Source organism: Curvibacter soli, from assembly GCF_029211125.1.
GTDB classification, from domain to species: domain Bacteria; phylum Pseudomonadota; class Gammaproteobacteria; order Burkholderiales; family Burkholderiaceae_C; genus Curvibacter_A; species Curvibacter_A soli.
Genome location: NZ_JARGEN010000025.1, coordinates 72,764 through 94,987 on the forward strand (window position 1 = coordinate 72,764; position 22,224 = coordinate 94,987).

Annotated in this window: 19 protein-coding genes and 1 tRNA gene; 9 read left to right on the top strand and 11 right to left on the bottom strand. The window is 63.3% G+C overall.

Annotated features, from left to right (window positions below):
- Positions 1 to 30: 30 nt before the first annotated feature.
- On the bottom strand, positions 31 to 1,302 hold the full coding sequence (locus tag PY257_RS05745; RefSeq protein WP_275739801.1) for a Glu/Leu/Phe/Val family dehydrogenase: 1,272 nt from the start codon (positions 1,300 to 1,302) through the stop codon (positions 31 to 33).
- A 285-nt stretch (positions 1,303 to 1,587) separates the two neighbouring features.
- On the opposite strand from PY257_RS05745, the gene urtA reads away from it, so the two are divergent.
- From urtA to PY257_RS05775, 6 genes are all read left to right on the top strand, one after another.
- Positions 1,588 to 2,850, top strand: a complete 1,263-nt coding sequence (gene urtA / locus PY257_RS05750; protein ID WP_275739803.1) for an urea ABC transporter substrate-binding protein — start codon at positions 1,588 to 1,590, stop codon at positions 2,848 to 2,850.
- Between the two features lie 142 nt (positions 2,851 to 2,992).
- On the top strand, positions 2,993 to 4,570 hold the full coding sequence (urtB, locus tag PY257_RS05755; protein WP_275739806.1) for an urea ABC transporter permease subunit UrtB: 1,578 nt from the start codon (positions 2,993 to 2,995) through the stop codon (positions 4,568 to 4,570).
- A 19-nt stretch (positions 4,571 to 4,589) separates the two neighbouring features.
- Positions 4,590 to 5,702: an urea ABC transporter permease subunit UrtC gene (gene urtC, locus PY257_RS05760; protein WP_275739808.1), complete on the top strand. Its 1,113-nt coding sequence runs from the start codon at positions 4,590 to 4,592 to the stop codon at positions 5,700 to 5,702.
- Positions 5,699 to 6,574, top strand: coding sequence for an urea ABC transporter ATP-binding protein UrtD (gene urtD / locus PY257_RS05765; protein ID WP_275739810.1), 876 nt, complete (start codon positions 5,699 to 5,701; stop codon positions 6,572 to 6,574). Before urtC ends, urtD begins: the two co-directional genes overlap by 4 nt.
- Before the next feature lie 99 nt (positions 6,575 to 6,673).
- Entirely contained in the window at positions 6,674 to 7,366 is a 693-nt protein-coding gene (urtE, locus tag PY257_RS05770) for an urea ABC transporter ATP-binding subunit UrtE (protein WP_275739812.1), read from the top strand.
- Positions 7,367 to 7,599: 233 nt separating this feature from the next.
- A tRNA-Phe gene (locus PY257_RS05775) sits at positions 7,600 to 7,675 on the top strand.
- Between the two features lie 89 nt (positions 7,676 to 7,764).
- Here the strand turns inward: PY257_RS05775 and PY257_RS05780 are convergent.
- The 10 genes from PY257_RS05780 to PY257_RS05825 all read right to left on the bottom strand — a co-directional run bounded on the left by PY257_RS05780 (position 7,765) and on the right by PY257_RS05825 (position 20,651).
- Positions 7,765 to 8,628: a YqaJ viral recombinase family nuclease gene (locus PY257_RS05780; protein WP_275739814.1), complete on the bottom strand. Its 864-nt coding sequence runs from the start codon at positions 8,626 to 8,628 to the stop codon at positions 7,765 to 7,767.
- Positions 8,625 to 9,227: a Sak single strand annealing protein gene (locus PY257_RS05785; RefSeq protein ID WP_275739816.1), complete on the bottom strand. Its 603-nt coding sequence runs from the start codon at positions 9,225 to 9,227 to the stop codon at positions 8,625 to 8,627. Before PY257_RS05785 ends, PY257_RS05780 begins: the two co-directional genes overlap by 4 nt.
- A 77-nt stretch (positions 9,228 to 9,304) precedes the next feature.
- The gene (locus tag PY257_RS05790; protein ID WP_275739818.1) at positions 9,305 to 10,201 is read right to left on the bottom strand and encodes an ArdC family protein; all 897 of its coding nucleotides are present in this window, start codon (positions 10,199 to 10,201) and stop codon (positions 9,305 to 9,307) included.
- Positions 10,202 to 10,281: 80 nt separating this feature from the next.
- Positions 10,282 to 10,557 (bottom strand): hypothetical protein, encoded by a 276-nt coding sequence (locus tag PY257_RS05795; RefSeq protein WP_013722731.1) that lies wholly within the window; start codon positions 10,555 to 10,557, stop codon positions 10,282 to 10,284.
- A 317-nt stretch (positions 10,558 to 10,874) separates the two neighbouring features.
- Positions 10,875 to 11,591 (bottom strand): M48 family metallopeptidase, encoded by a 717-nt coding sequence (locus PY257_RS05800; protein WP_275739822.1) that lies wholly within the window; start codon positions 11,589 to 11,591, stop codon positions 10,875 to 10,877.
- The gene (locus PY257_RS05805) at positions 11,591 to 14,749 is read right to left on the bottom strand and encodes a type I restriction endonuclease subunit R (RefSeq protein ID WP_275739824.1); all 3,159 of its coding nucleotides are present in this window, start codon (positions 14,747 to 14,749) and stop codon (positions 11,591 to 11,593) included. Before PY257_RS05805 ends, PY257_RS05800 begins: the two co-directional genes overlap by 1 nt.
- Positions 14,655 to 16,616 carry a GmrSD restriction endonuclease domain-containing protein gene (locus PY257_RS05810; RefSeq protein ID WP_275739826.1) on the bottom strand — a complete coding sequence of 654 codons (1,962 nt, stop codon included), beginning with the start codon at positions 16,614 to 16,616 and terminating at the stop codon, positions 14,655 to 14,657. The genes PY257_RS05805 and PY257_RS05810 overlap by 95 nt, the downstream gene beginning before the upstream one ends.
- Positions 16,613 to 17,821 (bottom strand): restriction endonuclease subunit S, encoded by a 1,209-nt coding sequence (locus tag PY257_RS05815; protein WP_275739828.1) that lies wholly within the window; start codon positions 17,819 to 17,821, stop codon positions 16,613 to 16,615. Before PY257_RS05815 ends, PY257_RS05810 begins: the two co-directional genes overlap by 4 nt.
- Complete coding sequence (locus tag PY257_RS05820) at positions 17,812 to 20,244, bottom strand: type I restriction-modification system subunit M (RefSeq protein ID WP_275739830.1); 2,433 nt, start codon at positions 20,242 to 20,244, stop codon at positions 17,812 to 17,814. Before PY257_RS05820 ends, PY257_RS05815 begins: the two co-directional genes overlap by 10 nt.
- A gap of 59 nt (positions 20,245 to 20,303) precedes the next feature.
- Positions 20,304 to 20,651 (bottom strand): helix-turn-helix domain-containing protein, encoded by a 348-nt coding sequence (locus tag PY257_RS05825; protein WP_275739832.1) that lies wholly within the window; start codon positions 20,649 to 20,651, stop codon positions 20,304 to 20,306.
- 105 nt (positions 20,652 to 20,756) lie between these two features.
- Here PY257_RS05825 and PY257_RS05830 point away from each other — a divergent pair, with 105 nt between their 5' ends.
- The 3 genes from PY257_RS05830 to PY257_RS05840 are packed head-to-tail and all read left to right on the top strand — an operon-like array spanning position 20,757 to position 22,213.
- Complete coding sequence (locus tag PY257_RS05830) at positions 20,757 to 21,218, top strand: zinc ribbon domain-containing protein (protein WP_275739834.1); 462 nt, start codon at positions 20,757 to 20,759, stop codon at positions 21,216 to 21,218.
- A gap of 11 nt (positions 21,219 to 21,229) precedes the next feature.
- Positions 21,230 to 21,865: a DUF4124 domain-containing protein gene (locus PY257_RS05835; RefSeq protein WP_275739835.1), complete on the top strand. Its 636-nt coding sequence runs from the start codon at positions 21,230 to 21,232 to the stop codon at positions 21,863 to 21,865.
- 12 nt (positions 21,866 to 21,877) lie between these two features.
- The gene (locus PY257_RS05840; RefSeq protein ID WP_275739837.1) at positions 21,878 to 22,213 is read left to right on the top strand and encodes a terminase small subunit; all 336 of its coding nucleotides are present in this window, start codon (positions 21,878 to 21,880) and stop codon (positions 22,211 to 22,213) included.
- Positions 22,214 to 22,224: the final 11 nt, after the last annotated feature.

Consider the following 22,224-nt stretch of genomic DNA (forward strand, 5'->3'; position numbering starts at 1 on the left):
CCCCGGGAGTATCAATCAATCGGCATGGCATCAGGGGTACAGGCCACGTTCCTGGCGCGCCGTCAGGATGCGCTCGCAGGCCACGGCGAAGGTGGCGGTGCGCAGGGTGATCTTGTGGCGGTCGGCGGTGTCCCAGATGTGCTCCAGCGCGCCGACCATGATGCGATCCAGGCGCTGGTTGATCTCGTCCTCGGTCCAGAAGAAGCTGGAGAAGTCCTGCACCCACTCGAAGTAGCTCACGGTCACGCCGCCGGCATTGCAGATCACGTCGGGCACCACCAGGATGCCGCGCTCGGCCAGGATGTCGTCGGCCTGCGATACCGTGGGGCCGTTGGCGCCTTCCAGCACCAGCCGGGCCGTGATGCGGTGCGCGCGCTCGGCGGTGATCTGGCCTTCCAGCGCGGCGGGGATCAGGATGTCGACCTCGATGCCCCAGAAGTCCTCGTCGGCGATGCGCTCGCCGCCCGCGAAGCCGGCCACGCCCGCGCCCTTGGCGTGCGCCACGAGCTGCGCGACGTCGAGGCCCCGGTCGCTGTAGACGGTGCCGGAGAAGTCTTGCACCGCCACCACCTTGGCGCCGGCCTCGGCGAACAGCTCGGCGGCGATGGCGCCCACGTTGCCGAAGCCCTGCACCGCCACGCGTGCGCCTTCGAGCTCCAGGCCCAGGCGGTGTGCGGCCTCGCGGCCCGTCACGAACACGCCGCGGCCCGTGGCCTTCACGCGGCCCAGCGAGCCGCCCAGGTGGATGGGCTTGCCCGTGACCACGCCGGTGGCGGTGGTGCCAGTGTTCATCGAGTAGGTGTCCATCATCCACGCCATGATCTGCGCGTTGGTGTTCACGTCGGGCGCGGGGATGTCCTGCTGCGGGCCGATGATGACGCCGATCTCGCTGGTGTAGCGGCGGGTGATCTTCTCCAGCTCGGTGAGTGTGAGTTTCTTCGGGTCCACGCGGATGCCGCCCTTGGCGCCGCCGTAGGGCAGGTTGACCGCCGCGCACTTCACCGTCATCCAGGCCGACAGCGCCATCACCTCTTCGAGCGTGACGTCGGGGTGGAAGCGCACGCCGCCCTTGCCGGGCCCGCGTGACATGTTGTGCTGCACGCGAAAGCCCTCGAAGTGGGCGATGGTGCCGTTGTCCATTTCGATGGGCACGTCCACGATCAGCGCGCGCTTGGGGCGCTTGAGGGTTTCCGACCAGCGCGCCAGCGGGCCCAGGTAGGGCATCACGCGGTCCACCTGCGACAGGTAGGTGCCCCAGGGGCTGTTGGCGGTGGGATGGACGTAGGACAGTTCGGAGCTCATGACAACGACCTCATGGGAAAAAAGTACGGTGGCCGAACGTTACGCCGCCCCGGCATGCCTGCCTAGGGGTTATGCGCCACCCGCAGGGATGTATGCGCCAACGGTCATGCACGCCGCGCACCCATTCCATGCCGGCGGCGCAACGGCGGGCGTACGCCACCCGGCGTATTTGCGGCGGGGCGGGGGCTGCATAGCATCCCCCCATCGCTTCCGCGGGCTCCAGCGCCGGGCCCGGGGCGCGACGAGCGAAATCCACTCTTTTCCATCCACCTTCCGGAGTAGCACATGCAACGTCGATTCACCCTCAAGGCGCTTACCGCCGCCGTCGCCCTGGCAGGTATTGCCGCCATTCCCGCCCACGCCGAGGAGACCATCAAGGTCGGCGTGCTGCACAGCCTCTCGGGCACCATGGCCATCTCGGAAACCGTGCTCAAGGACACGGTGCTCATGGCCATTGACGACATCAACGCCCACGGCGGCGTGCTGGGCAAGAAGCTCGAACCCGTGGTGGTCGATCCGGCCTCCAACTGGCCGCTGTTCGCCGAGAAGACCAAGCAGCTGCTGGGCCAGGACAAGGTGTCGGTGATCTTCGGCTGCTGGACCTCGGTGAGCCGCAAGTCGGTGCTGCCGGTGGTGGAGGAAATGAACGGCCTGCTGTTCTACCCCGTGCAGTACGAGGGCGAAGAGCTCTCCAAGAACGTGTTCTACACCGGCGCCGCGCCCAACCAGCAGGCCATCCCCGCCGTGGAATACCTGATGAGCAAGGACGGCGGCAGCGCCAAGCGCTTCGTGCTGCTGGGCACCGACTACGTGTACCCGCGCACCACCAACAAGATCCTGCGCGCGTTCCTGAAGAGCAAGGGCGTGAAGGAAGCCGACATCGACGAGAAGTACACCCCGTTCGGCCACAGCGACTACCAGACCATCGTGGCCGACATCAAGAAGTTCAGCCAGGGCGGCAAGACGGCGGTGATCTCCACCATCAACGGCGACTCCAACGTGCCGTTTTACAAAGAGCTCGGCAACGCCGGCCTGAAGGCCAAGGACGTGCCCGTGGTGGCCTTCTCCGTGGGCGAGGAAGAACTGCGCGGCGTGGACACCAAGCCGCTGGTGGGCCACCTGGCCGCGTGGAACTATTTCATGAGCGTGAAGAACCCGACCAACACCGCCTTCATCAAGCAGTGGAGCGAGTACGCCAAGGACAAGAAGATCCCCGGCCACATGGACAAGCCACTGACCAACGACCCGATGGAAGCCACCTGGATCGGCATCCACATGTGGAAGCAGGCCGTCGAGAAGGCCAAGAGCACCGACGTGGACAAGGTGATCGCGGCCATGGGTGGCCAGAGCTTCGCCGCGCCCGACGGCTTCACGGTGAAGATGGACGAGAAGAACCACCACCTGCACAAGCCGGTGCTGATTGGCGAGATCAAGGCCGACGGCCAGTTCAACGTGGTGTGGAAGACCAAGGGCCCGATCAAGGCCCAGCCGTGGAGCCCGTACATCGAAGGCAACGACAAGAAGAAGGACGAGCCCGAGAAGAAGTAAGCCCGCCCCCCGAAGCGGCCCCGGCGGGCCGCTTCTCTTTCCCGCCTTCTTTGGAATGGTTCTTGCAGGAGGCGTGCCCGCTACACGGGCGGACGGGCGCGGAGCCTGTGCCTGCATCCATCACACCGCGTTTGGACTGTTCATGCGGCATTTTTTCCAACTGGCCTTGTTTGCTCTGCTTTCGATAGCTGGCGCCGCCCATGCCATCAGCCCGGAAGCCGCAAAAGCCCTGGCAACCGGCGAGGCGGACGACCGCATCGCCGCCATGCAGAAGGCCGTGGCCGCGCCCGAGGCGGACACCGCCGCCTTCCTGCGGGCACTGGCCGACGATGCGGTCAAGGTCGCGGGCGACAAGGTCATCGTGCTGCGCGACGGCAAGGGCTACGACGCCAGCACCGGCGCCGAGGTGCCTGTGCCCGACGATGCGCAAGACGTGGTCAGCAACAACCGCATGCGCGGCGAGATCGACGCCGCGCTGGCCGCGCTGCAGCTTTTTTCCACCGACGAGAAAACCCGCGCCGCGGCCATCGCCGCGCTGCAGGGCGAGACCGACGAGGCCCGCCTGCCGCTGATCGACAAGGCGCTGGCCGCCGAGCACAGCGCGGCGCTGAAAGACCAGCTCGAAACCCTGCGCGCCGGCATCATGCTCGGCAGCGAGGATGCCGCCAGGCGCCTGGACGCCGCGCGCGCGCTGGCATCGGCCAAGAACCCCAACACCAAGACCATGCTGGAGGAGCGCCTGCGCGACGAGCAGGACCCGAAGGTCAAGGCCGCCCTCCACGATTCCATCCGCGCCGTGGACGCCGCGCTTGCCTGGGGCAACCGGCTGGGCGTGCTGTTCACGGGCCTGAGCCTGGGCTCCATCCTGCTGCTGGTGGCGCTGGGCCTGGCCATCACCTACGGGCTCATGGGCGTCATCAACATGGCGCATGGCGAGCTGATGATGATCGGCGCCTACGCCACCTACGTGGTGCAGGGCCTGTTCCAGAAGTACCTGCCCGGCGCCTTCGACTGGTACCTGGTGGCCGCCGTGCCGGTGGCGTTCGCGGCCTCGGCGCTGATGGGCGCGGTGCTGGAGCGCAGCGTGATCCGCTTCCTCTACGGCCGCCCGCTGGAGACGCTGCTGGCCACCTGGGGCATCAGCCTGATGCTGATGCAACTGGTGCGCAGCATCTTCGGCGCGCAGAACGTGGGGGTGGAGAACCCCTCGTGGATGAGCGGCGGCGTGCAGGTGCTGTCCAACCTGCAACTGCCATGGAACCGCCTGGTCATCATCGGCTTTGCCGCGGCGGTGCTGCTGGGCATGGCCTTCCTGATCGGCAGGACGCGGCTGGGCCTGTTCGTGCGCGGGGTCACGCAGAACCGCCCCATCGCCTCGTGCATGGGCGTGAACACGGCGCGCATCGATACCTATGCCTTCGCGCTGGGCTCGGGCATCGCCGGGCTGGCGGGCTGCGCGCTTTCGCAGGTCGGCAACGTCGGGCCGGACCTGGGCCAGGGCTACATCGTCGATTCGTTCATGGTGGTGGTGCTGGGCGGCGTGGGGCAGCTCGCGGGCACGGTGTATGCCGCGCTGGGCCTGGGCATCCTCAACAAGTTTCTCGAAGGCTGGACCGGCGCCGTGCTGGCCAAGATCGCCGTGCTGGTCTTCATCATCATCTTCATCCAGAAGCGGCCCCAGGGCATCTTCGCGGTGAAGGGCCGCTCCGCCGATGCCTGAGAGAAGGCCCAAGAACCACATGACGCAAGAACGCATTTCCCTGCCCGCGCCGGCGCCGCTGCTCAGCCGCCCCGGCTGGGCCGGCTTCCTGGTGGCGCTGATCGCCGTGGGCGCGCTGGCGCCGGTGCTCAACCTGGTGGTGCCCGCGGGCAGCGCGCTGCATCTTTCCGACTATGCCGTGGCGCTGGTGGGCAAGATCATGTGCTACGCCATCGTGGCGCTGGCAATGGACCTGATATGGGGCTACACCGGCATCCTGAGCCTGGGCCACGGCCTGTACTTCGCCCTCGGCGGCTACGCCATGGGCATGTACCTGATGCGCCAGATCGGGCGCGACGGCAACTACAAGAGCGATCTGCCCGACTTCATGGTGTTCCTCGACTGGAAGGAGCTGCCATGGCACTGGACGCTGTCCGACAGCTTCATCGCCACGCTGTTGCTCATCGTGCTGGTGCCGGGACTGGTGGCCTTCGTGTTCGGCTACTTCGCGTTCCGCTCGCGCATCAAGGGCGTGTATTTCTCCATCATCACGCAGGCCATGACCTTCGCGGCCATGCTGCTGTTCTTCCGCAACGAGACGGGCTTCGGCGGCAACAACGGCTTCACCGACTTCAAGCGCATCCTCGGCATCCCCATCGCCACGCCCTCGATGCGCATGACGCTGTTCGTGCTCACGGGTCTGACGCTGCTGGGCTTCTTCCTGTTCGCGCGCTGGCTGGTGGGCAGCAAGTACGGGCGCGTGCTGCAGGCCATCCGCGACGCGGAAAGCCGCGTGATGTTTTCGGGCTACAACCCGCTGCCCTACAAGCTCACGGTCTGGATCATCTCTGCCGTCATGTGCGGCGTGGCCGGCGCGCTGTACGTGCCGCAGGTGGGCATCATCAACCCCAGCGAAATGAGCGTGGCCAATTCCATCGAGATGGCAGTGTGGGCGGCGGTGGGCGGGCGCGCCACGCTGGCCGGGCCGATCGCCGGGGCCTTCATCGTCAACGGCGCCAAGAGCTGGCTGACCGTCACGGCGCCCGAGTTCTGGCTGTACTTCCTGGGCGCGCTGTTCATCGCCGTCACGCTGTTCCTGCCCGATGGCGTGGCCGGGCTGCTCAAGAAGCTGCGCCGGGGAGGCCAGGCATGACGCCCGACCTGCTGGAACAAGGCACGCAGCGTATCCAGGAACGCGCGCAGGCGCTGCGGCTCAACACCGCATCGGGTGGGCGCGCGGCAGGCTACGGCCGGCTGCTGGCGCAGGCCGGCGAGGTGGACGTGGCGCACGGGCGCATCCTGTACCTCGAAGACGTGAACGTGAGCTTCGACGGCTTCAAGGCCATCAACCACCTGTCGCTGGACATCGCGCCCGGCGAGCTGCGCTGCATCATCGGCCCCAACGGCGCGGGCAAGACGACGATGATGGACATCATCACCGGCAAGACCCGGCCAGACAGCGGCCAGGTCTTCTTCGGCAGCACCATCGACCTGCTGCGCTACAAGGAGGCCGAGATCGCGCAACTGGGCATCGGCCGCAAGTTCCAGAAGCCCACGGTGTTTGAGCACCTCACCGTGTTCCAGAACCTGGAGCTGGCGCTCAAGACCGACAAGGGCGTGAAGTCGTCGATGTTCTTCCGCCTGGATTCGGCGCAGAGCGACCGCCTGGCCGAAGTGCTGCACACCATCCACTTGGCCGGCAGCGTGGGCCGCCAAGCCGGCAACCTGAGCCACGGCCAGAAGCAGTGGCTGGAGATCGGCATGCTGCTGATGCAGGGCCCGAAGCTGCTGCTGCTCGACGAGCCCGTGGCCGGCATGACGGACGAGGAAACCGCGCGCACGGCGGAGCTGTTCCTGAGCCTCAAGGGCAAGCATTCGCTGATGGTGGTGGAACACGACATGAGCTTCATCAGGACCATCTCCGAAATCGTCACCGTGCTGTGCGACGGCGCGGTGCTGGCGCAGGGCACGCTCGACGAGGTGCAGGCCGACGAACGTGTCATTGAGGTATATCTTGGCCGCTAAGAATCTTTTCGTGAAACACCGCGGAACCGGCTCCGCCTGGCCGCTGGTGTTGCTCCCGGCAGGGGGTTGGTGTAGCGAAGCGCAGCCTGGGGGCGGGCGATGCTAGCCATCAAGAACATCCAGCAGTACTACGGCGGCTCGCACATCCTGCGCGACCTGAGCTTCGAGGTGCGCCTGGGCCGCGTCACCGTGCTGCTGGGCCGCAACGGCGTGGGCAAGACCACGCTGCTCAAGTCGCTCATGGGGCTGGTGCCGATCCGCAGCGGCAGCATCGAATTCGACGGCAAGCCGATCGAAAAGGCCACGCCCTACGAGCGTGCGCGCCGGGGAATGGGCTACGTGCCGCAGGGCCGGGAGATCTTCGCCCGCCTGACGGTCGAGGAGAACCTGCGCATGGGCCTGGCCTACAAGAGCGGCTCCACACCCATTCCGGCGGAACTGTACGAACTGTTCCCCGTGCTCAAGCAGATGCTGCACCGGCGCGGCGGCGACCTGTCGGGCGGGCAGCAGCAGCAGTTGGCCATCGCCCGCGCGCTGGCGCCGGGGCCGAAGCTGCTCATCCTCGACGAACCCACCGAGGGCATCCAGCCCAGCATCATCAAGGACATCGGCCGCGTGATCCGCATGCTGGCCGACCGCGGCGACATGGCGATCCTGCTGTGCGAGCAGTACTACGACTTCGCGCAGGAACTGGCCGACGACTACCTGGTGATGGAGCGCGGGGAATTCATCGCACGCGGCCAGGGTGCGGACATGGAGGCCAACGGGGTGCGGCAACTGGTCGCGATCTGACGGCGACACTCGTTGGCGTCCGTGATTGTGGGCTTGACAGTCTGTCTACAGCCGCCAAGGAAGCCATCAATCGGCCAGTTCACCAGCATTCCTAAAATCCCAACCGCGCAACCCAGCACCCAGCCTCGGATCGGTCACGCTCCCGAAATCAGCGGTCACATTCGCCGAAATGCGCAGGTGCGTATCAATAAAGCTCTCTCGGCACTCTTTTTGCTGCTAGAATGTTAAATTCTGGCCCGGTAGCTCAGTTGGTAGAGCAGCGGATTGAAAATCCGCGTGTCGATGGTTCGATTCCGTCCCAGGCCACCAGTAAACAAAGGAAAGCCCGCTACAGATAACGTAGCGGGCTTTTTTCTTTGCCCTTCGATGTAAGGGCGGATGTAAGACGATTTCCGCAATCAGGCGGCTATCGTCACGCGCGCTTCTTCGGTTGCCCGCTTGCGATATTGGTCAAGATCAACGCCGGACAACTCGGGCACCTTCTTGTAATCCACGCTGCCTTGTTTCCAGAACCGCGTGACAGTGACCCCGGCGCCTTGCTCCTTCGGGTGCTGGGCCAGCTCGATCAAGGCCTGACGAGCCGATTCCAGCCGTTTTGCGGCCTCATCGGCGTACTGCTTGGCACCGGCATAGGCTTCGGCGGCCTGCGACCATGCTGCGTCGCTTCGGAGCCACGTATCGCTTTCCGACAGCGGCGGCGGTACGTCTCGATCCAGAAACGGCTGAAACGCCTCCCACGCCTCCCGGATGCGGGCTATCAGTGCCTCGTCCCGAGTTACCTCGGTCAGGATGCCCTTGGCGCCGTCGAACACCCACAGGTGGGCCTTCTCGGCGCCCGACACCATCAACTGATGCTGCACCTGAACGCGGTAGTGCTCCGGCACCTGTCCTTGGCTCACGTCCTGCCACAGGTCGGAACGTGTGCCGCGCATCGGGCACTTGATTTCCAGCACCAAGTCACCGGCCAAGGTCATGCCGTCCAGACTGGCGCTGTAGGCACCATCCTCGATCACCAGTGGCTGCATCACCAGCCCGGTCTGCTCTTCATAGGCCGCTCGCGCGCTCGGCTCCAGTTCGGTGCCGCGCTGTATGGCCTGAGTCACCTTGGCGCTGGCGCGCCCGGTCTTCTCCAGCCACAGCTGGTAGGGTGTGCTCCACGGGCTCAGGCCCATCACCGCTGCCGTTTCCGAGGCGTTGCGGCGGCTGCGGCGGTACTCCAGCCATTCGGGGCTGCCTTGCGTTAGTTGAACGATGCGGCTCATGCTGCGGTCCTCCGGTTCTCCAGCGAGCGGATCACGCGCGACAGGTCGGCCACGGCGATCTGGGCCAAGGAATCGACCCCGAAGTAGCGACACACGCGATCCAGTGACACGCCAGCCTCCATCGCCAGCTTGTGCACCTGCGCCTGCTGGCCACGGCTGAGCGTTGCCACGGTCGCACTGGGCTTGGCCGCATCGTTGGCAGCCTCGCCGGACGGCTGCGGCAGGTCTTCGCCCGCGTAGATGTAGAGACCCAAGCCATGCAGGGCAATGGCCTTGACCAGACAGCGCTGCAAGCTGGTGTTGATATCGAATGCCGTGGGGGCAAGAATGGGGCGATTGCGGCCATCCAGCACCGGGTGAATCTGGCTCAGGGTCACGCCTTGCACCGTGACGGCCACTTCCACGAACACGCCGGCCTCCGTTGCCAGATAGGGCAGGTTGTTGAAGCGGCGCACTTCCCACGTCGCGGTGGGATCGGCATTCCGCAGTTGCGACACCGCATAGGGCCAGCTGAGATAGGCAAAGCCGCCTTTGCGCTCGATGTGCTCGGATACGTTGATTGCCGCCAGGCGGGCGAAGTGGTTGATGGATTCGGTCATGTTGATCTCCATGGGGTAAACAAATACGCCCGTCGCTCCGGCGGGAACCACGGGCGTGAGGGGTGGATGAAGGCGGCTCAGGCGGCCATCGCCATGGCCTGCGGGCAGGGTGCGGCTTCCGACGTGCCCAGCACGAAGTCGGCGGCCTTCTGCGCCATGGATGCCGCCGTGAAGACCAAGCGCTTGTCGTGGCGCAGGGCTTCCAGCCAGTGGGCGATGTAGCCCGCGTGCTGAAGCTCGGCATCGATGCCGCAGTGACCGCACAGAAACGCGGCGCCCATCTCGGCGACCAGTTCCTCGAAGGCGTAGGCCGTGAGGTGCTGGCGGCTCTGCATGGGGCGGTTGCAGCGGGAGGCATGGCCCGTCCAGTGCGTCAACTCGTGCAGGGCCACACCGTAGTAGCCGGTGGCCTGCGGGAATGCGCTGCGCAGCGGCAACTGGATCACGTCATCGGAGGGCCGGTAAAACGCCTGATCGCCACCATGGCGAATGACGGCGCCCGAAGCGGCCAGCAGGCGCTCGGCTTCTTCGACCGGGCTCCAGTCGGGAACCGGTTCAGGCTGCGCCAGCGCTGGCGGCAAGTCCTCAATCTGATCGGCGTTGAAGACCGTGAACGAGCGCAGCATGGGCACGACCTTGGCCGCCGGGGCATCGTTGGCGGCGCAGGATCGCCCGGCCTCATCGACTTCCAGCATCTTGAAGAAGACGATGGGTGTGCCGGTTTCACCCCGGCGCACGTGGGCACCCAGCATGCGCGCCTGCTGGTAGGTCAGCCAGCGATTGCGCCGGTAGCCCTCGTGCATGGCGGTCATGTTGAGCAACAGGGTGTTGATGCCGCGATACAGGCGTCCGGTGCTCAGGTTGGCGGGCATGGCGCCGCCCGGTTCCCGCTTCCACGGAAACTGCCACGGGAGGGTGCCGGATTCGAGGGCGCGGATGATGCGTTCGGTGATGGATTGGTACACGTCGGTCATGGGGATGCTCCAGAAACGACGAAGCCCGCACGTGGCGGGCTCCGATGGGTGAGGAAAAGGGGAAATCAACTACGCCGGGGTCACACATGCAGGCGAAGCAGGCCGGGCGTGTACTGGCCGCGCTTGATGTAGCCGAAGCAACGCTTGGCGATGGTGGTGCCGGCGCTGGTCAGTAGACCGGCGAAGGTGGCCGCCATGACGCCGGAGAAGCTGCCCCAGTGGATGGCGAGCGTGAGCATCGTGACGCCGATGTCCAGCCACACGTCGTGGCCGAGCATGCGCAGCATGGTGCGCCGCCCGAGTTTGATGAAGATGAAGACGAGACCGAGAAAGATGGCAAAGCCGGTTGCGAACATGGTGAGAACTCCCGAAGTGGAAAGTAAATGCCAACCCGGATGGGCTGGCGCGGGGCGAGTGGATCGGTCGGGCGCGGTGGCCTTGCGATCCTTACGAAGTTGCCGAGGCAGTTCGTAATGAACCCACGACCCGACGGGCACGCGTGCGAAGCGCGCGGCTTTCTTGGGAGTGATGGAAATGAAAAAGGAGTCTCTTGCGGCAGGGTGCCAAGAGACTCCTTTATGGGATCAGGAAACCGAAACCGAACCGGGGTGGGCCTTTTGCTCCACCACCGGGGTCACTAGGCCTCGGCCGGATGGCCCAGCCCCGCATGAAATCACTCGCGCCAGATTTCCGCCGCCAGCGGCAAGCCGTTCAGATCGGCGCGCGCCTCGCGCCAGCCCGGTGAATGAAGATCGAGGATGCCGACAAACCGGTCGTTGTGAGTGGGCTCCAGCAGGTGGGTCATCTCGTGCACGATCACATATTCGAGCAGGTCGCGCGGCTTCTTGACCAGCTCCGTGTTCAGGCGAATGTTTCCAGCGGCGGGGTTGCAGCTGCCCCACTTGGTTTTCATGCGCTGGAGGTAGTACGCGTTGACCGAAACACCGAGCTTGGGCTCCCACTTCTGGATCAGGCGCGGGATGGCCACATGCAGCAAGGATCGGTGCCATGCGTGCATGATTTCCGCGCGTTTGCCCTCATCGCTGCCGGGCCGAACACGCAGCACGATGCGCTTGTGATCCAACTGCACGCCGGTACGCCCTTGGGTCTCTTCCACCACCAGCAAATGGTGACGGCCCCACAGCAGGTGGGTTTCCCGCGTGACGTAGCGCCGTGGCGCCTCACGGGCCTGCTCCCGCATGTCGGTCTGTTGCCGGCGTATCCAGTCGAGCTTGGTGATGGCGAACGCGCGGGCGACTTCCAAGCGCGTGTTTCGCGGCGCCACCAAGGTGACGTGGCCTTTGGGCGGGTGCACGCTCAGGTGGACGTTCTTCACGTCCTTGCGCGTGACGCGAATCGACACGTCACCCAATTGCAGGAACTCGTCCATCAGTAACCCGGCTGCTGCTTGACGATCGCAAACAAGGCTTCGGTGGCGGCACGATCCCTGTTCATCAAGGGGAACAAGGCGTTCTTGACTTGAGCTTCGCGCGCAGGGTCGCCTTTCCATCCCGCCGGGGCATGATCCCTCATGGCCAAATCCAGCTGTACGGCGAGCGCCGCGCGGGCGTCGTCATCGGCAGGGCAGACAAAGATGGTGGCTGGCAGCGAAGGCAGGTTGTTGAACAACACCGTGGCTTCTCGATTGCCGTGCAGGACAGACGGGGCTCCAGCCGTGGGCTGTCGTGAATGCAGTCGCTGCGCAAGCCGCTCCGCTTGCCGCAAGAATTCCTCGTAGGATTCCGTGTCGTCCCGCTTCTGCTGGATCAGGTCGTCCAGCAGCTTGGACATTTCTTCGTAATAGCGCGGATCGGTCAGCTGGTCGCGGATGATAGTCTTGCGGACGTTGTTGATGATCGCCTCGGCGACGGCGTTGTTCGACAGCTTGCCCTTCTCGTTGAGCTTCTGCGCGATGGCGTCGTGGATGCCGGTGTGGATGATCAGCTCGGTCAACGAAAGATCGCTGAGGTTGCCCAACCGGTCGGCCGGATCGGCTTGTATGTAGGCGTTGATGAGGTGGCGCATGTCCGCCTCGAAGGGCTTGATGTCCAGCTCTTCGCCCGAGTGCTTTTTGATGGCGGCGCGCACTTCGCTGAAAAACTCGGCGTCATCGGCCAATCGCTGGGCCTGCGCGGCAGAGTAGCCAGCGTCGCCCAAGCTGGTCGCCATTTCTGCGTAGGCGCGAATAAAAGCCGCCACGGCCTTGTAGAACGACACGCGCAGCGGCTCGGTATCGCCCAGCGCCGTGGCGCTTGAAGCGTCGCCGCAGAAATAGCGCAGGTAGTTCTCGATTTCCTTGGGCTCGGCCACCGGGGCGCACAGATAAATCAGTGCCTCGTGCGCCGCGTCGAGCTTGGCCTTGCCTTCCTTGAAGGCGTCCTTGACGATCACATTGCCGTCGTCGCCGCTGTCGTCGATGTCCAGCTCGTCCGAGGTATAGACCGCGATCGCCGTTTCCAGCTTCTTGAACAGCTCCTTGTAATCGACGATGTAGCCATAGTCCTTGTCGTCGCCGTCCAGCCGGTTGGTGCGGCAAATGGCCTGAAACAGGTTGTGGTCTTGCAGCTCGTTGTCGAGGTAGATGTAGGTACAGCTCGGCGCATCGAAGCCCGTCAGCAACTTGCTGACCACGATCAGCACCTTCAGATTCGCGGGTTCTTCGATGAAGCGCCGCTTGGCTTCGTCCTCGTAGGCCTTGGTGGTCTGGCCGGGGGCCAGCACGTGCCTCGTGTAGGTGTCGTATTTGTAGCGCTCGTCGCTGTTGGGCGGCTCGCGCGAAATGGCGTTGTGGTTGGGCTCGTAGGAGGTGATCAGCCCGCAATAGCTGCCAAAACTGGTGTTCTGGAACAGGCGGAAGTAGTGGCAGGCGTCATAGATGGACGCGGCCACCAGCAGCGCCGTGCCCCGGTCGCCGTTCAGGCGCGGCTTGACGCCGAAGTCGTGAATGATGTCGGCGATGATGCGCTGTTTGCGCTCGCCGGCACTCATCAGCTCTTCCATGGTGGCCCAGCGCCTGCGCAGCACCGACTTCTGGAAGTTGTTCAGTCCGCGCGTCTTGCGTTCGAACCAGTCGTCGATGGCCTGCCGCGAGGTCAGGCGTTGCGGCACGTCGCGGGCTTCGTATTTCAAATCCAGCACCACCTTGTCGGCCACCGCCTGGTCGAACTTGTAGGTGTGGATGTAGGTGCCGAACACGTCGCGCGTGGTCTGCTTGTCCTTGCGCAGCAACGGCGTGCCGGTGAAGCCGACAAAGATGGCGTTCGGCAGCCAGCGCTTCATCTGCTGGTTCAGCGCGCCGCCCTGCGTGCGGTGGCATTCGTCCACGAACACATGAAAGCGGCCAGTGACGGGCGGCGGCTCTCCTTTGAGGTCAGATGGGTCGATCTTGTGGATCAGCGCACACAGAAGGCGGGGCAGTGCTTCACCGAGCTTGTCCACCAGCTCGCGCCGCGTGGTGATACGGGGGGAGGGCGAGTCTTCGCCAATCACGCCGGAGTTCCTCATCACGCCCGCGATCTGCTTGTCGAGTTCGTCGCGGTCGGTGATGACCAGTACGCGGGCCTCGGCATCGTGCTCCAGCAGCCATTTGGCGAGCAGCACCATCAGGATGCTCTTGCCGCTGCCTTGGGTGTGCCAGATCACGCCGCCCTCGTGCCGCTTCAGGCGCTCCTGCGCCGCCTTGACGCCTTCGTACTGGTGGAGGCGCGGCACCTTCTTGTGCCCCGCATCGAAGATCACGAAGTTGCGTATCAGGTCAAGCAGGCGCTCCTTCTGGCACAGGTGAGCGATGGGCTGGTCGAGCAAGGCGCCAACCACGGGCTCATTCGCGGTGTGGTGCCGCCATTCGACGTAGAACAGCTCCGGCGTGCCCGTGGTGCCATAGCGCAGGCCTTGAGAGTCATTGCCCGCCATCAGCAGTTGCACGGTACTGAAGAACGGCAGGTTGAATATCTCTTCCTGATTGGTGATAAGTTGCCGCACGCCATCGGCAATCTCCACCGAGCTGCGCTTGAGTTCAATCACGCCCACCGCGATGCCATTGAGGTACAGCACGATGTCCGGGCGGCGCTCGTGTCCGCCCTTGAGCGTGACCTCTTCCGCCACCGCAAAGTCGTGGCAGTCGGGGCGCTCCCAGTCGATCAGGTGCACGGTTTCGTGGGCGGCGCCGGCTTGAGTCTGCACCGGCACCCCATAGCGCAGCAGCTGGTAGGTGCGCAGGTTGGCTTGATAGAGCGTGGTGCCGGTCGCGTCCGTGGCGGTCAGGAGCTTCTGGAGAGCCTGTGCGATCTGCGGCTCGGAGTAGCCGCGTTGCAACAGGTTGTCGCGCAGCAGGGCGACTTCGATGCAGCGGTTGCTGGATCGTTTGGCCCAATCACCAAGGTAGCGATATCCCAGCTCATGCTGGAGCAATGCCACTACGCGGTTCTGCGTCTTTCGCTCCGAACGCGGCGACTCAGACATGGACAGCCTCGCCGAGTATCTCCTTTTCCACGTAGTGCCGGAACGAGTCGATATCCGTGAAGCACCGGAACCCCGCCTGACTGGCAACCGTGAGCGTTGCCGTCTCTTCGTTCAGCAGAATAGCGACGGGCTGACTCAATTCTTCTTGGATGCCATTCGGCCAAGCAAGATCAAACACCGCCGCCTGCGCACCACTTGCATCCGCGAAGTCATAGTTCAACTCACCGGGTGGCAGCCCGCGCTGAGCGATCCACGCATTGAGGTCGGTGAGCGCCTTCTCTTCGACATCGCTGGCAATTCCGCTGCCGGCTGCTGCCAGCGGCGCAGTCGGTGCAGCGGTCGTTCCCAGCCAAGCCGTGTCACCGTGAAGCAGCTCTTCCATGCGCGAATTGAGTTCTTTGGCGAGCAGCGTTTTACGGGCCTCAAGAAAGTCGCGGAAGCGCGCGATCTTCCAAAGCTCTGGATCGGTGGGAATCCACTGTGAAGCAAGCGCACCCGGATGCGCCTTCTCAACCTCCACAAAGTACTCTTCCGGCAGCCGGTCGGTGATGTTGAGGTTGGTGTCTTTGGTGAGGAAGCAGAAGTTGGCCAGCGCGTTGACTTCAGGCCGCTTGTGCTTGTGCTTGTAGAGCTGTGCCTTGGGAAAGATATGGTGTACTTCCAGACGGCTCATCTTGCCCAGCAAATTGGCTTTCAGCGGCAGCCCCGTGCCCCAATCGCGAGCCGCCCCCATGCGCGTCAGCAGGTAGAGCACGGGGTAGAAACGAGCACCCAAGCTCCAGCCGGTGAAGTGCCCGGCCTCGGCGCGTAGTCCGCCATGCCAGAGGCGCAGTTGCTCCAGCAGCTTGTCGAGGCCGCCGCCTGGCCCGTCCAGCGCAGCGAGGTCTTGATCGATGAACGATTCGGTCGAACCCGAGAAGCGCCCCCACATGGCCGCCTGCACGTACCAGAACAGCAGCTTGTCGCGCTCTTTCTCATTCATGGCACCCAGCTTTTGGGCTTGGCGCAACTCCAGATAGCGTGTCATCACGGGCACGGCGAAGCGGCCAAAGAACACTTGGTCGTGATCGAGGCCAAGTCGCCCAGCGATCAGGTTCAGGGAAGTGTCAATGTGCTTTGACGTGCGCTTCAGGGCTTCCCTGACCTCATCGGCGGTTTTTTCGTGCAGGTGCTGAAATCTGGCCTCGCCAGTGAGCACGGTATTCACCGAGCGCAGCAACCAGTCAAGAGTGAAGTTGTAGTGAGCATCCTTCCACGCCTTGAGCTTGGACTTCATCTCGTCGCGGCCCTCGGGCCATTCGGCGCAAATCTTGGCGAGGGCGAGGTCGCCCTTGGAAAGTTTGGTGCCGCCGCTGTTGACCCGATTGAAGATGTCCACCACCACATCAAGTGTCTTGTCGGTGCCGGTCACTTCCTCGATGTGCAGTTCCACCTCGGTGATGCCCAGTAGCTTGGATAGTCGGCCTACATAGTCGCCAAGCTTTGGTGCATGGATGGGCTGCGCGGACAGGCGCCCGATGAAGCCCCCGAGTCCTGCAGTGCCTTGCTTCATCAACTCAGTCACATCGACCCACAGAGGGTCGTCCTTCATCTTGACGGGTTGGTAGAACTCGAATACTTCGCTATCCAAGTGAAAGCGCAGACCGGTGAATGCTTGGGCATTGCCATCAAAAAACTTCGGTGCTTTGCCGCGCACCACACCGTAAAGAGAGGTCATCCGCTGCTGGCCATCAAGCAGCAACTTCACCACCCCCGCAGCCAGCGGGCCATCGCCACGATGCGTGGCCGTCTTCGACTCAGTGGCCCAGACCAGCAGTCCACCTACAGGGTGGCGTCGATATAGCGAATCGAACAGGCCCCGCACTTGGTCGCGGTTCCAGACATAGCCGCGCTGAAACTCCGGCAGCGCCATATGGCCGCTGTCGATGTGGTCGAGGATGGTGGAAATCTTCATACTAGGCGGGTCTTTCCGGTCAACAGTTCCTGCATCATGGCTTGCTTGAGGGCGCGGGTTTTGGTGAGGCGGGCGTCGAGGGCGGCCAGTTCGGCATCCATGTCGGAGAAGATTGTGGCGATCGCGACTTGCTCTGCTTCTTCGACAGGAATATAAATTTCGACGGCATTCACATCCGGAGAATTAACAGAGTCGAATGTCGAACCTTTTGAGTGTTTAGTCCAATTCGGCTCAAAGAAAACGAGGCTGTGATAGAGAAAAGCATTTGGAAATCTGATTGCGCAAACCCCCCGGCCGAGACACACATCGAACGTTGTGCGCGAGATTTCGCCAACCGGAGCGCGCACAGACATCAAGATATCTCCTGCCTTGCCTCGTTTTGTGCTTTGGGTGGTATAGGTACGTTTGATTGCCCATCGATTCAAGATATCTGCATTTCCCTGAATGAGGGGCAGCCCTTTCCCGATTGAGTTGTAGTTCGACGAGCTTGGCGATTGCCCCATCACTATTTCCGCCACATCACCAAGCCGCTTTGTTTCCCATGCGCCAGAGAACCCCGGCAGGCGAGTTTGGCCAGTAAGGAGTTGCTGCATGGAGGCCTGTTTGAGGTCGCGCTTCTTGGCGATCAGCCGGGTCAGTCCGTCGATCAACGCATCAACATCCGACAGGGCGGTGGCGATGGCGCGTTGTTCATGTAGGCTCGGAGGCAGCGCGATAAGGAAATCTTTGAGGTTTCGAAGATTCAGCCCCGGCTTGCTTTGCCCTGACTGGCTTCCTGCAATCTGCTGGTTGCCGGGCGAGTTGGGTGACAGGAAACGACAAATGTATGAGCCTCTTGCCGGCTCTTTAAGACGAACCAGTCCGACGTGCTGGCTGATGTAGGCCTCCTCAAATGCCTCTTCCACTAAAGCGACATTGCCTACGCTGTTGCCAGTGATAGTGATCAACAAATCGTTTGGCCTAACTTTGGTCCGATTGCCTTCCGCTCCAGACGGCGGAGAGACATATTGCAGATCCTCAAAGCTGAGCCGACCATCGCGCACATTCTGGCTCCGAATGAACAGTGCACCGCGTTTCGAATAGAACTGAGCCCAACCACGCGAGCCACTGGTGACGAAATCAGATAGTCCATCAAGCGGCACTACATCCCAATCCTTTGGAATACCCCCCACCTCGGTCTGCTTGTACCCCTCCATTACTTCCATACCGCCCCCATACATTTGAGGTGTTCCTCGACCTTGGCCGACAGCGCCGCCACGTCGTCTACCAATCGGGGTAACGGCGTGGCATAACGCTCGGCCAGTTCACGGATGCGGGCGGTCAGGGTCTGCCCCACGCGGTCGATTTCGCCTTGCAGGTCGGCCGCCAGGCGGGCGAGCCATTTGTCGTTGACCACCAACGATTTGATGTCCGTCACGCTCAACTTGGCGTAGTGGTCGTGGGCTTGTTGGTCGAGCTTGGCGTCCAGCTCCTTGACGGCCTTCTTGAGCTGGCTTTCCCGCTCGCTGAGCTTGAGCCACCGCTTGAGCACGGCCAATTCGTCCTTGGCCTCGGGGTCGGTGCCGATTTCCTTCACGCGGTCTTTGACCTGCGCGGCGTTGATCTTGTCGAAACCGGCGAAAGCGCCGTCTTCGGTGCTGTGCTTTTCTTCCAGTTCGGTGATCTGGCCGCTGGCGGCCTCCAGTTCGGCCTGCTTGGCGTCCAGCGCGGCCTGTTCCTCGGCGAAGTAGCGGGCGACGATGTAGGGCTTGGGGAGCAGGTCGCAGGCCCAGCCCTTGTCCTTCTTCTTGCCCTTCTTGTCGGTCTCGATGATGCGCGCCGGCTTGGCGGCCCAGCCATCGGCGGCGATCAGGTAGGCGTCGTCCTGCATGGTCTCGGCCCAGTAGTCCATCAGGTGCTGATAGACGGTATAGGCGTCGATCAGCGGTGCGGCCTGCATGGAGGCGAGCAGGGTTTCGGACACGGTGCCAATCAGCTCCTTGGGATGGCCGTTCTGACTGAGGCCAGTGAGCTGGGGTGTGATGGCTTCGCGCCACTTGCTGAACAGCGTGGAGACCTTGCCGGTGAACGCGGTGAACTGGGGGTGGCCGAGGATGGTCGATCGGACATCGTTTATCGGCAACTTGAGGCGGGCGTAGCCGGGACGGCCTGCGGATTCAAACAAGGCGGCGCGCAGACCGGGCATTTGCTGCCAGTCGGCGGCGAAGGCGTCGATATCGCGCTCGGGGATGCCGCCGTTCAAGTGGGCGTTGATGTCCTGCAGGTCTTCGGGATCACTGCTGTCGATGTAGCGCGGCAGGTTCAGGTTGTAGTCGTTCTTGGGGCTGGCGATCTCGTCATAAGGCACCATGCGGGCGTAGCGCGGGATATCGGCCTGCCGGTTGAAGGTGTCGACGATCTTGTGGATGTCCTGCTCGCGCAGGCGGTTCTTGTTGCCGTCCTTGATGAAGCCCTTGCTGGCGTCGATCATGAGGATGCCCTTGCGGGCGGTGGCGTTCTCCTTGTCGAGCACCAAAATGCAGGCCGGGATGCCGGTGCCGTAGAAGAGGTTGGCCGGCAAGCCGATGATGGCCTTGAGGATGCCGGAACGCACCAGCTGCTGGCGGATCACCGCCTCGGCATGGCCACGGAACAGCACGCCGTGCGGCAGGATGCACGCGGCTTTGCCGGCCGCCTTCATGCTGCGGATGATGTGCAGCAGGTAGGCGTAGTCGCCCTGCTTGGCAGGGGGCACGCCCCAGCTGAAACGCTGGTAGGGGTCGCCCTTGCCGCTGTCGCCGAGGGTGAGGCCGGTGCTCCATGTCTTGTCGGAGAACGGGGGGTTGGCGACCACATAGTCGTAGGTGCGTAACTGCTCGCCATCCTTGAACTTGGGTGCGGCCAAGGTGTTGCCGTTGACGATGCTGGCGGTGGGGAAGTCGTGCAGGATGGTGTTCATGCGCGCCAAGCCGGCGGTGGTCACATCCTTTTCTTGCCCTTCCAGCGTGATGGGCTTGCCGGCCTCGGCGGCTACCTTGAGCAGCAGCGAACCCGAGCCGCAGGTCGGGTCGTAGGCGGTGGTGGATGCCGTGCTGTTGGCAGGAGAAATGCCGATGGCCTTGGCCATGACGCGGCTGACTTCGGCCGGGGTGTAGAACTGGCCCTTGCTCTTGCCGCTTTCGGTGGCGAAGTGGCGCATGAGGTATTCATACGCGTCGCCAAGGATGTCGTCGTGCTCGGCACGGTTCTGGGAGAAATCCAGCTCGGGCTTCTGAAAGATGCCGATCAGGTTGGTCAGGCGATCGACCATCGCCTGACCTTCGCCCAGCTTGTTGGGGTCATTGAAGTCCGGGAAGTCGCTGCGTGCCAGCTTCTGGTTGCTCTCAATCAGTGGCTGGATGATCTGCGTGTTGATCTTCTCGCCGATGTCGGACTTGCCCTTGAGGGCGATCATGTCCTTGAAGCTGGCGCCCTTGGGGATGGACACCGGGGGCTCGAAGTCGTCCGAACTGCCGTACTTGTCGGTGATGTACTTGATGAACAGCATGAACAGGACGTAGTCCTTGTACTGGCTGGCGTCCATGCCGCCACGCAGTTCATCGCATGAAGCCCAAAGGGAAGAGTAAAGATCGGATTTCTTGATGGCCATTGGGCAGCGCGGAGCGGGAAAAACGGCAGTCTACACAGCCGCTTCCGGGCCGCCCGAGACTAGCGGAGGTGGTCGCAGGTGCGTTTGAGCAGGTCGAGCACGAAGGCGCGATCAGCGGGCTTCAGCTCCGACAACCACGCGCTGATGCGGATGGCCTGATCGTCCGGCACGGTCGAGCTTTCGACCAGCAGGTCGCCGATGCTGACCTTGAGGGATTGGGCCAGCTTTTCGAGGGTATACAGCGACGGCACGGTGGCGCCGCGCTCGAAGCGGCTGATGGTTTCCGGCTCGACCTCGATCCGTTCTGCCAACTGTGCCTGCGTCCACTGACGCGATTTCCGCAGCGTGGCAATCCGGGCGCCCAGCAACTCTGCTAACGGCTTCTCGGCGCGCTTCTTCTTGACCATTTCTGTCCACTTCAAAAACGACAGAAATGGTTGTTCTAGTGGGTGAAATCGGCCAGAATTCAAAATGTTGTTTTCAACATATTGAATCTATAGAGTGGGTGTGCCGTGGCTCAGGAATCCGGGCGAATCATGAAGGGGATGGGGGTTGCGCTGGGCGTTGTGATGGTGGTTTCCGCCATCGCATGGCTCGTCGGCATGTTGCTGAAGATGGGGGACTGGGGCAGCACCGATGCGATCGTGAAGGGTGTTCTGACGGTCATTGGCCTTGCCGTGCTGTTTGGCATCTTCCGCGCGCTCGTGTCCCTCTTGCGGTGGTTTGGTCGATCTGCGCGCCAAGGTGCACCGCTGGTCGCTTCGGTGGCCTCAAAGGCCACGAAGACGGCGACGGGTGCGGTGCAAGAGCTGCGTGGGCGCTACAAGGCCTGCCCCTATTGCGCCGAGTCGATCAAGGCTGATGCGCTGGTTTGCAAGCACTGTCGAAACACGGTTGCCAAGCGCTGCGGCGGTTGTGCGGAAGTGGTGCAGGTCGGCGCCCGGCAGTGCCCACATTGCGGTACCGCCGTATAGGGAGGGGCATCATGGGCGCGTGGGGTCGTTTGTTGCTGGTACCGGTGTTATTCGGTTGTGCGGCGGTGCAGGCCCAAGTCGTGAAGTGCACCGATTCCCGAACTGGGAAAGTGACCTACTCGGACAGCGGATGTGATGGGGGCGAGGTCGGAAAGCAGGTTCAGGCCAGAAAGTCGGCGCAAGAGCTGGAAGACGAGCGCGCGCAGGCGGAAGCCGCGCGACAGCGATATGCCGTGCCGACTCCTACCTCCCAAGGTCAGCAGGCCACTTCGATGCGGCATGAGCAGGCGCCGCAACGAGATTACGCGAGCACGTTCGAGTGCCGCCAGGCGCAGAGAGATATTGATATCGCGCGGGGCAGCGTGACGGCCTCCCAGTCGGAAAAATTGACGAACATGGCGGCGGCGCAGCGCAAGGCCGATCTGGCGTGTCTTGGTCCGGTGGGCTACCGCGAAGCCGAGGCCGCGCGTGCGGAGGCGCGCGAACGAGCCAAGGAACGGCGTGCGCGGGCGCCGGGCGTCATCACGCATTGCGATCCGGGCGGCTGCAACGACAATTACGGCAATCGGTATCACCGCGCGGGGCCGAATCTCGTGAGCGGTGGCAAGACCTGTACGCCGGCCGGTTCGGGCTGGTCATGCAATTGAAGGAGCCGGTCGATGTCGCCGCGTGAAGCCGTGCGAGCCAAACAATCGCGCTTTGTGCGCGAATACGCCGTGGACTGCAACGGCGCAGCGGCGGCTGTACGGGCGGGCTATTCCCCGCGTTCTGCCAAGGTGACAGCCAGCCGGTTGCTAACCAAAGCTAACGTGCAGCGTGCGCTTCGGCAGATTCAGCGAGCCGATGCCGAGCGGTTGTCTCTCAGTCGTGATGCGGTGATCGGTCAGCTACAGGACGCCATCGAGTTCGCGCGGGCCAAGCAAGACCCTATGGCGATGATCTTGGGGCTGCGGGAGTTGGGGCGCATGATGGGGTACTACGGGCCGACTATCTGATATCAGATGCT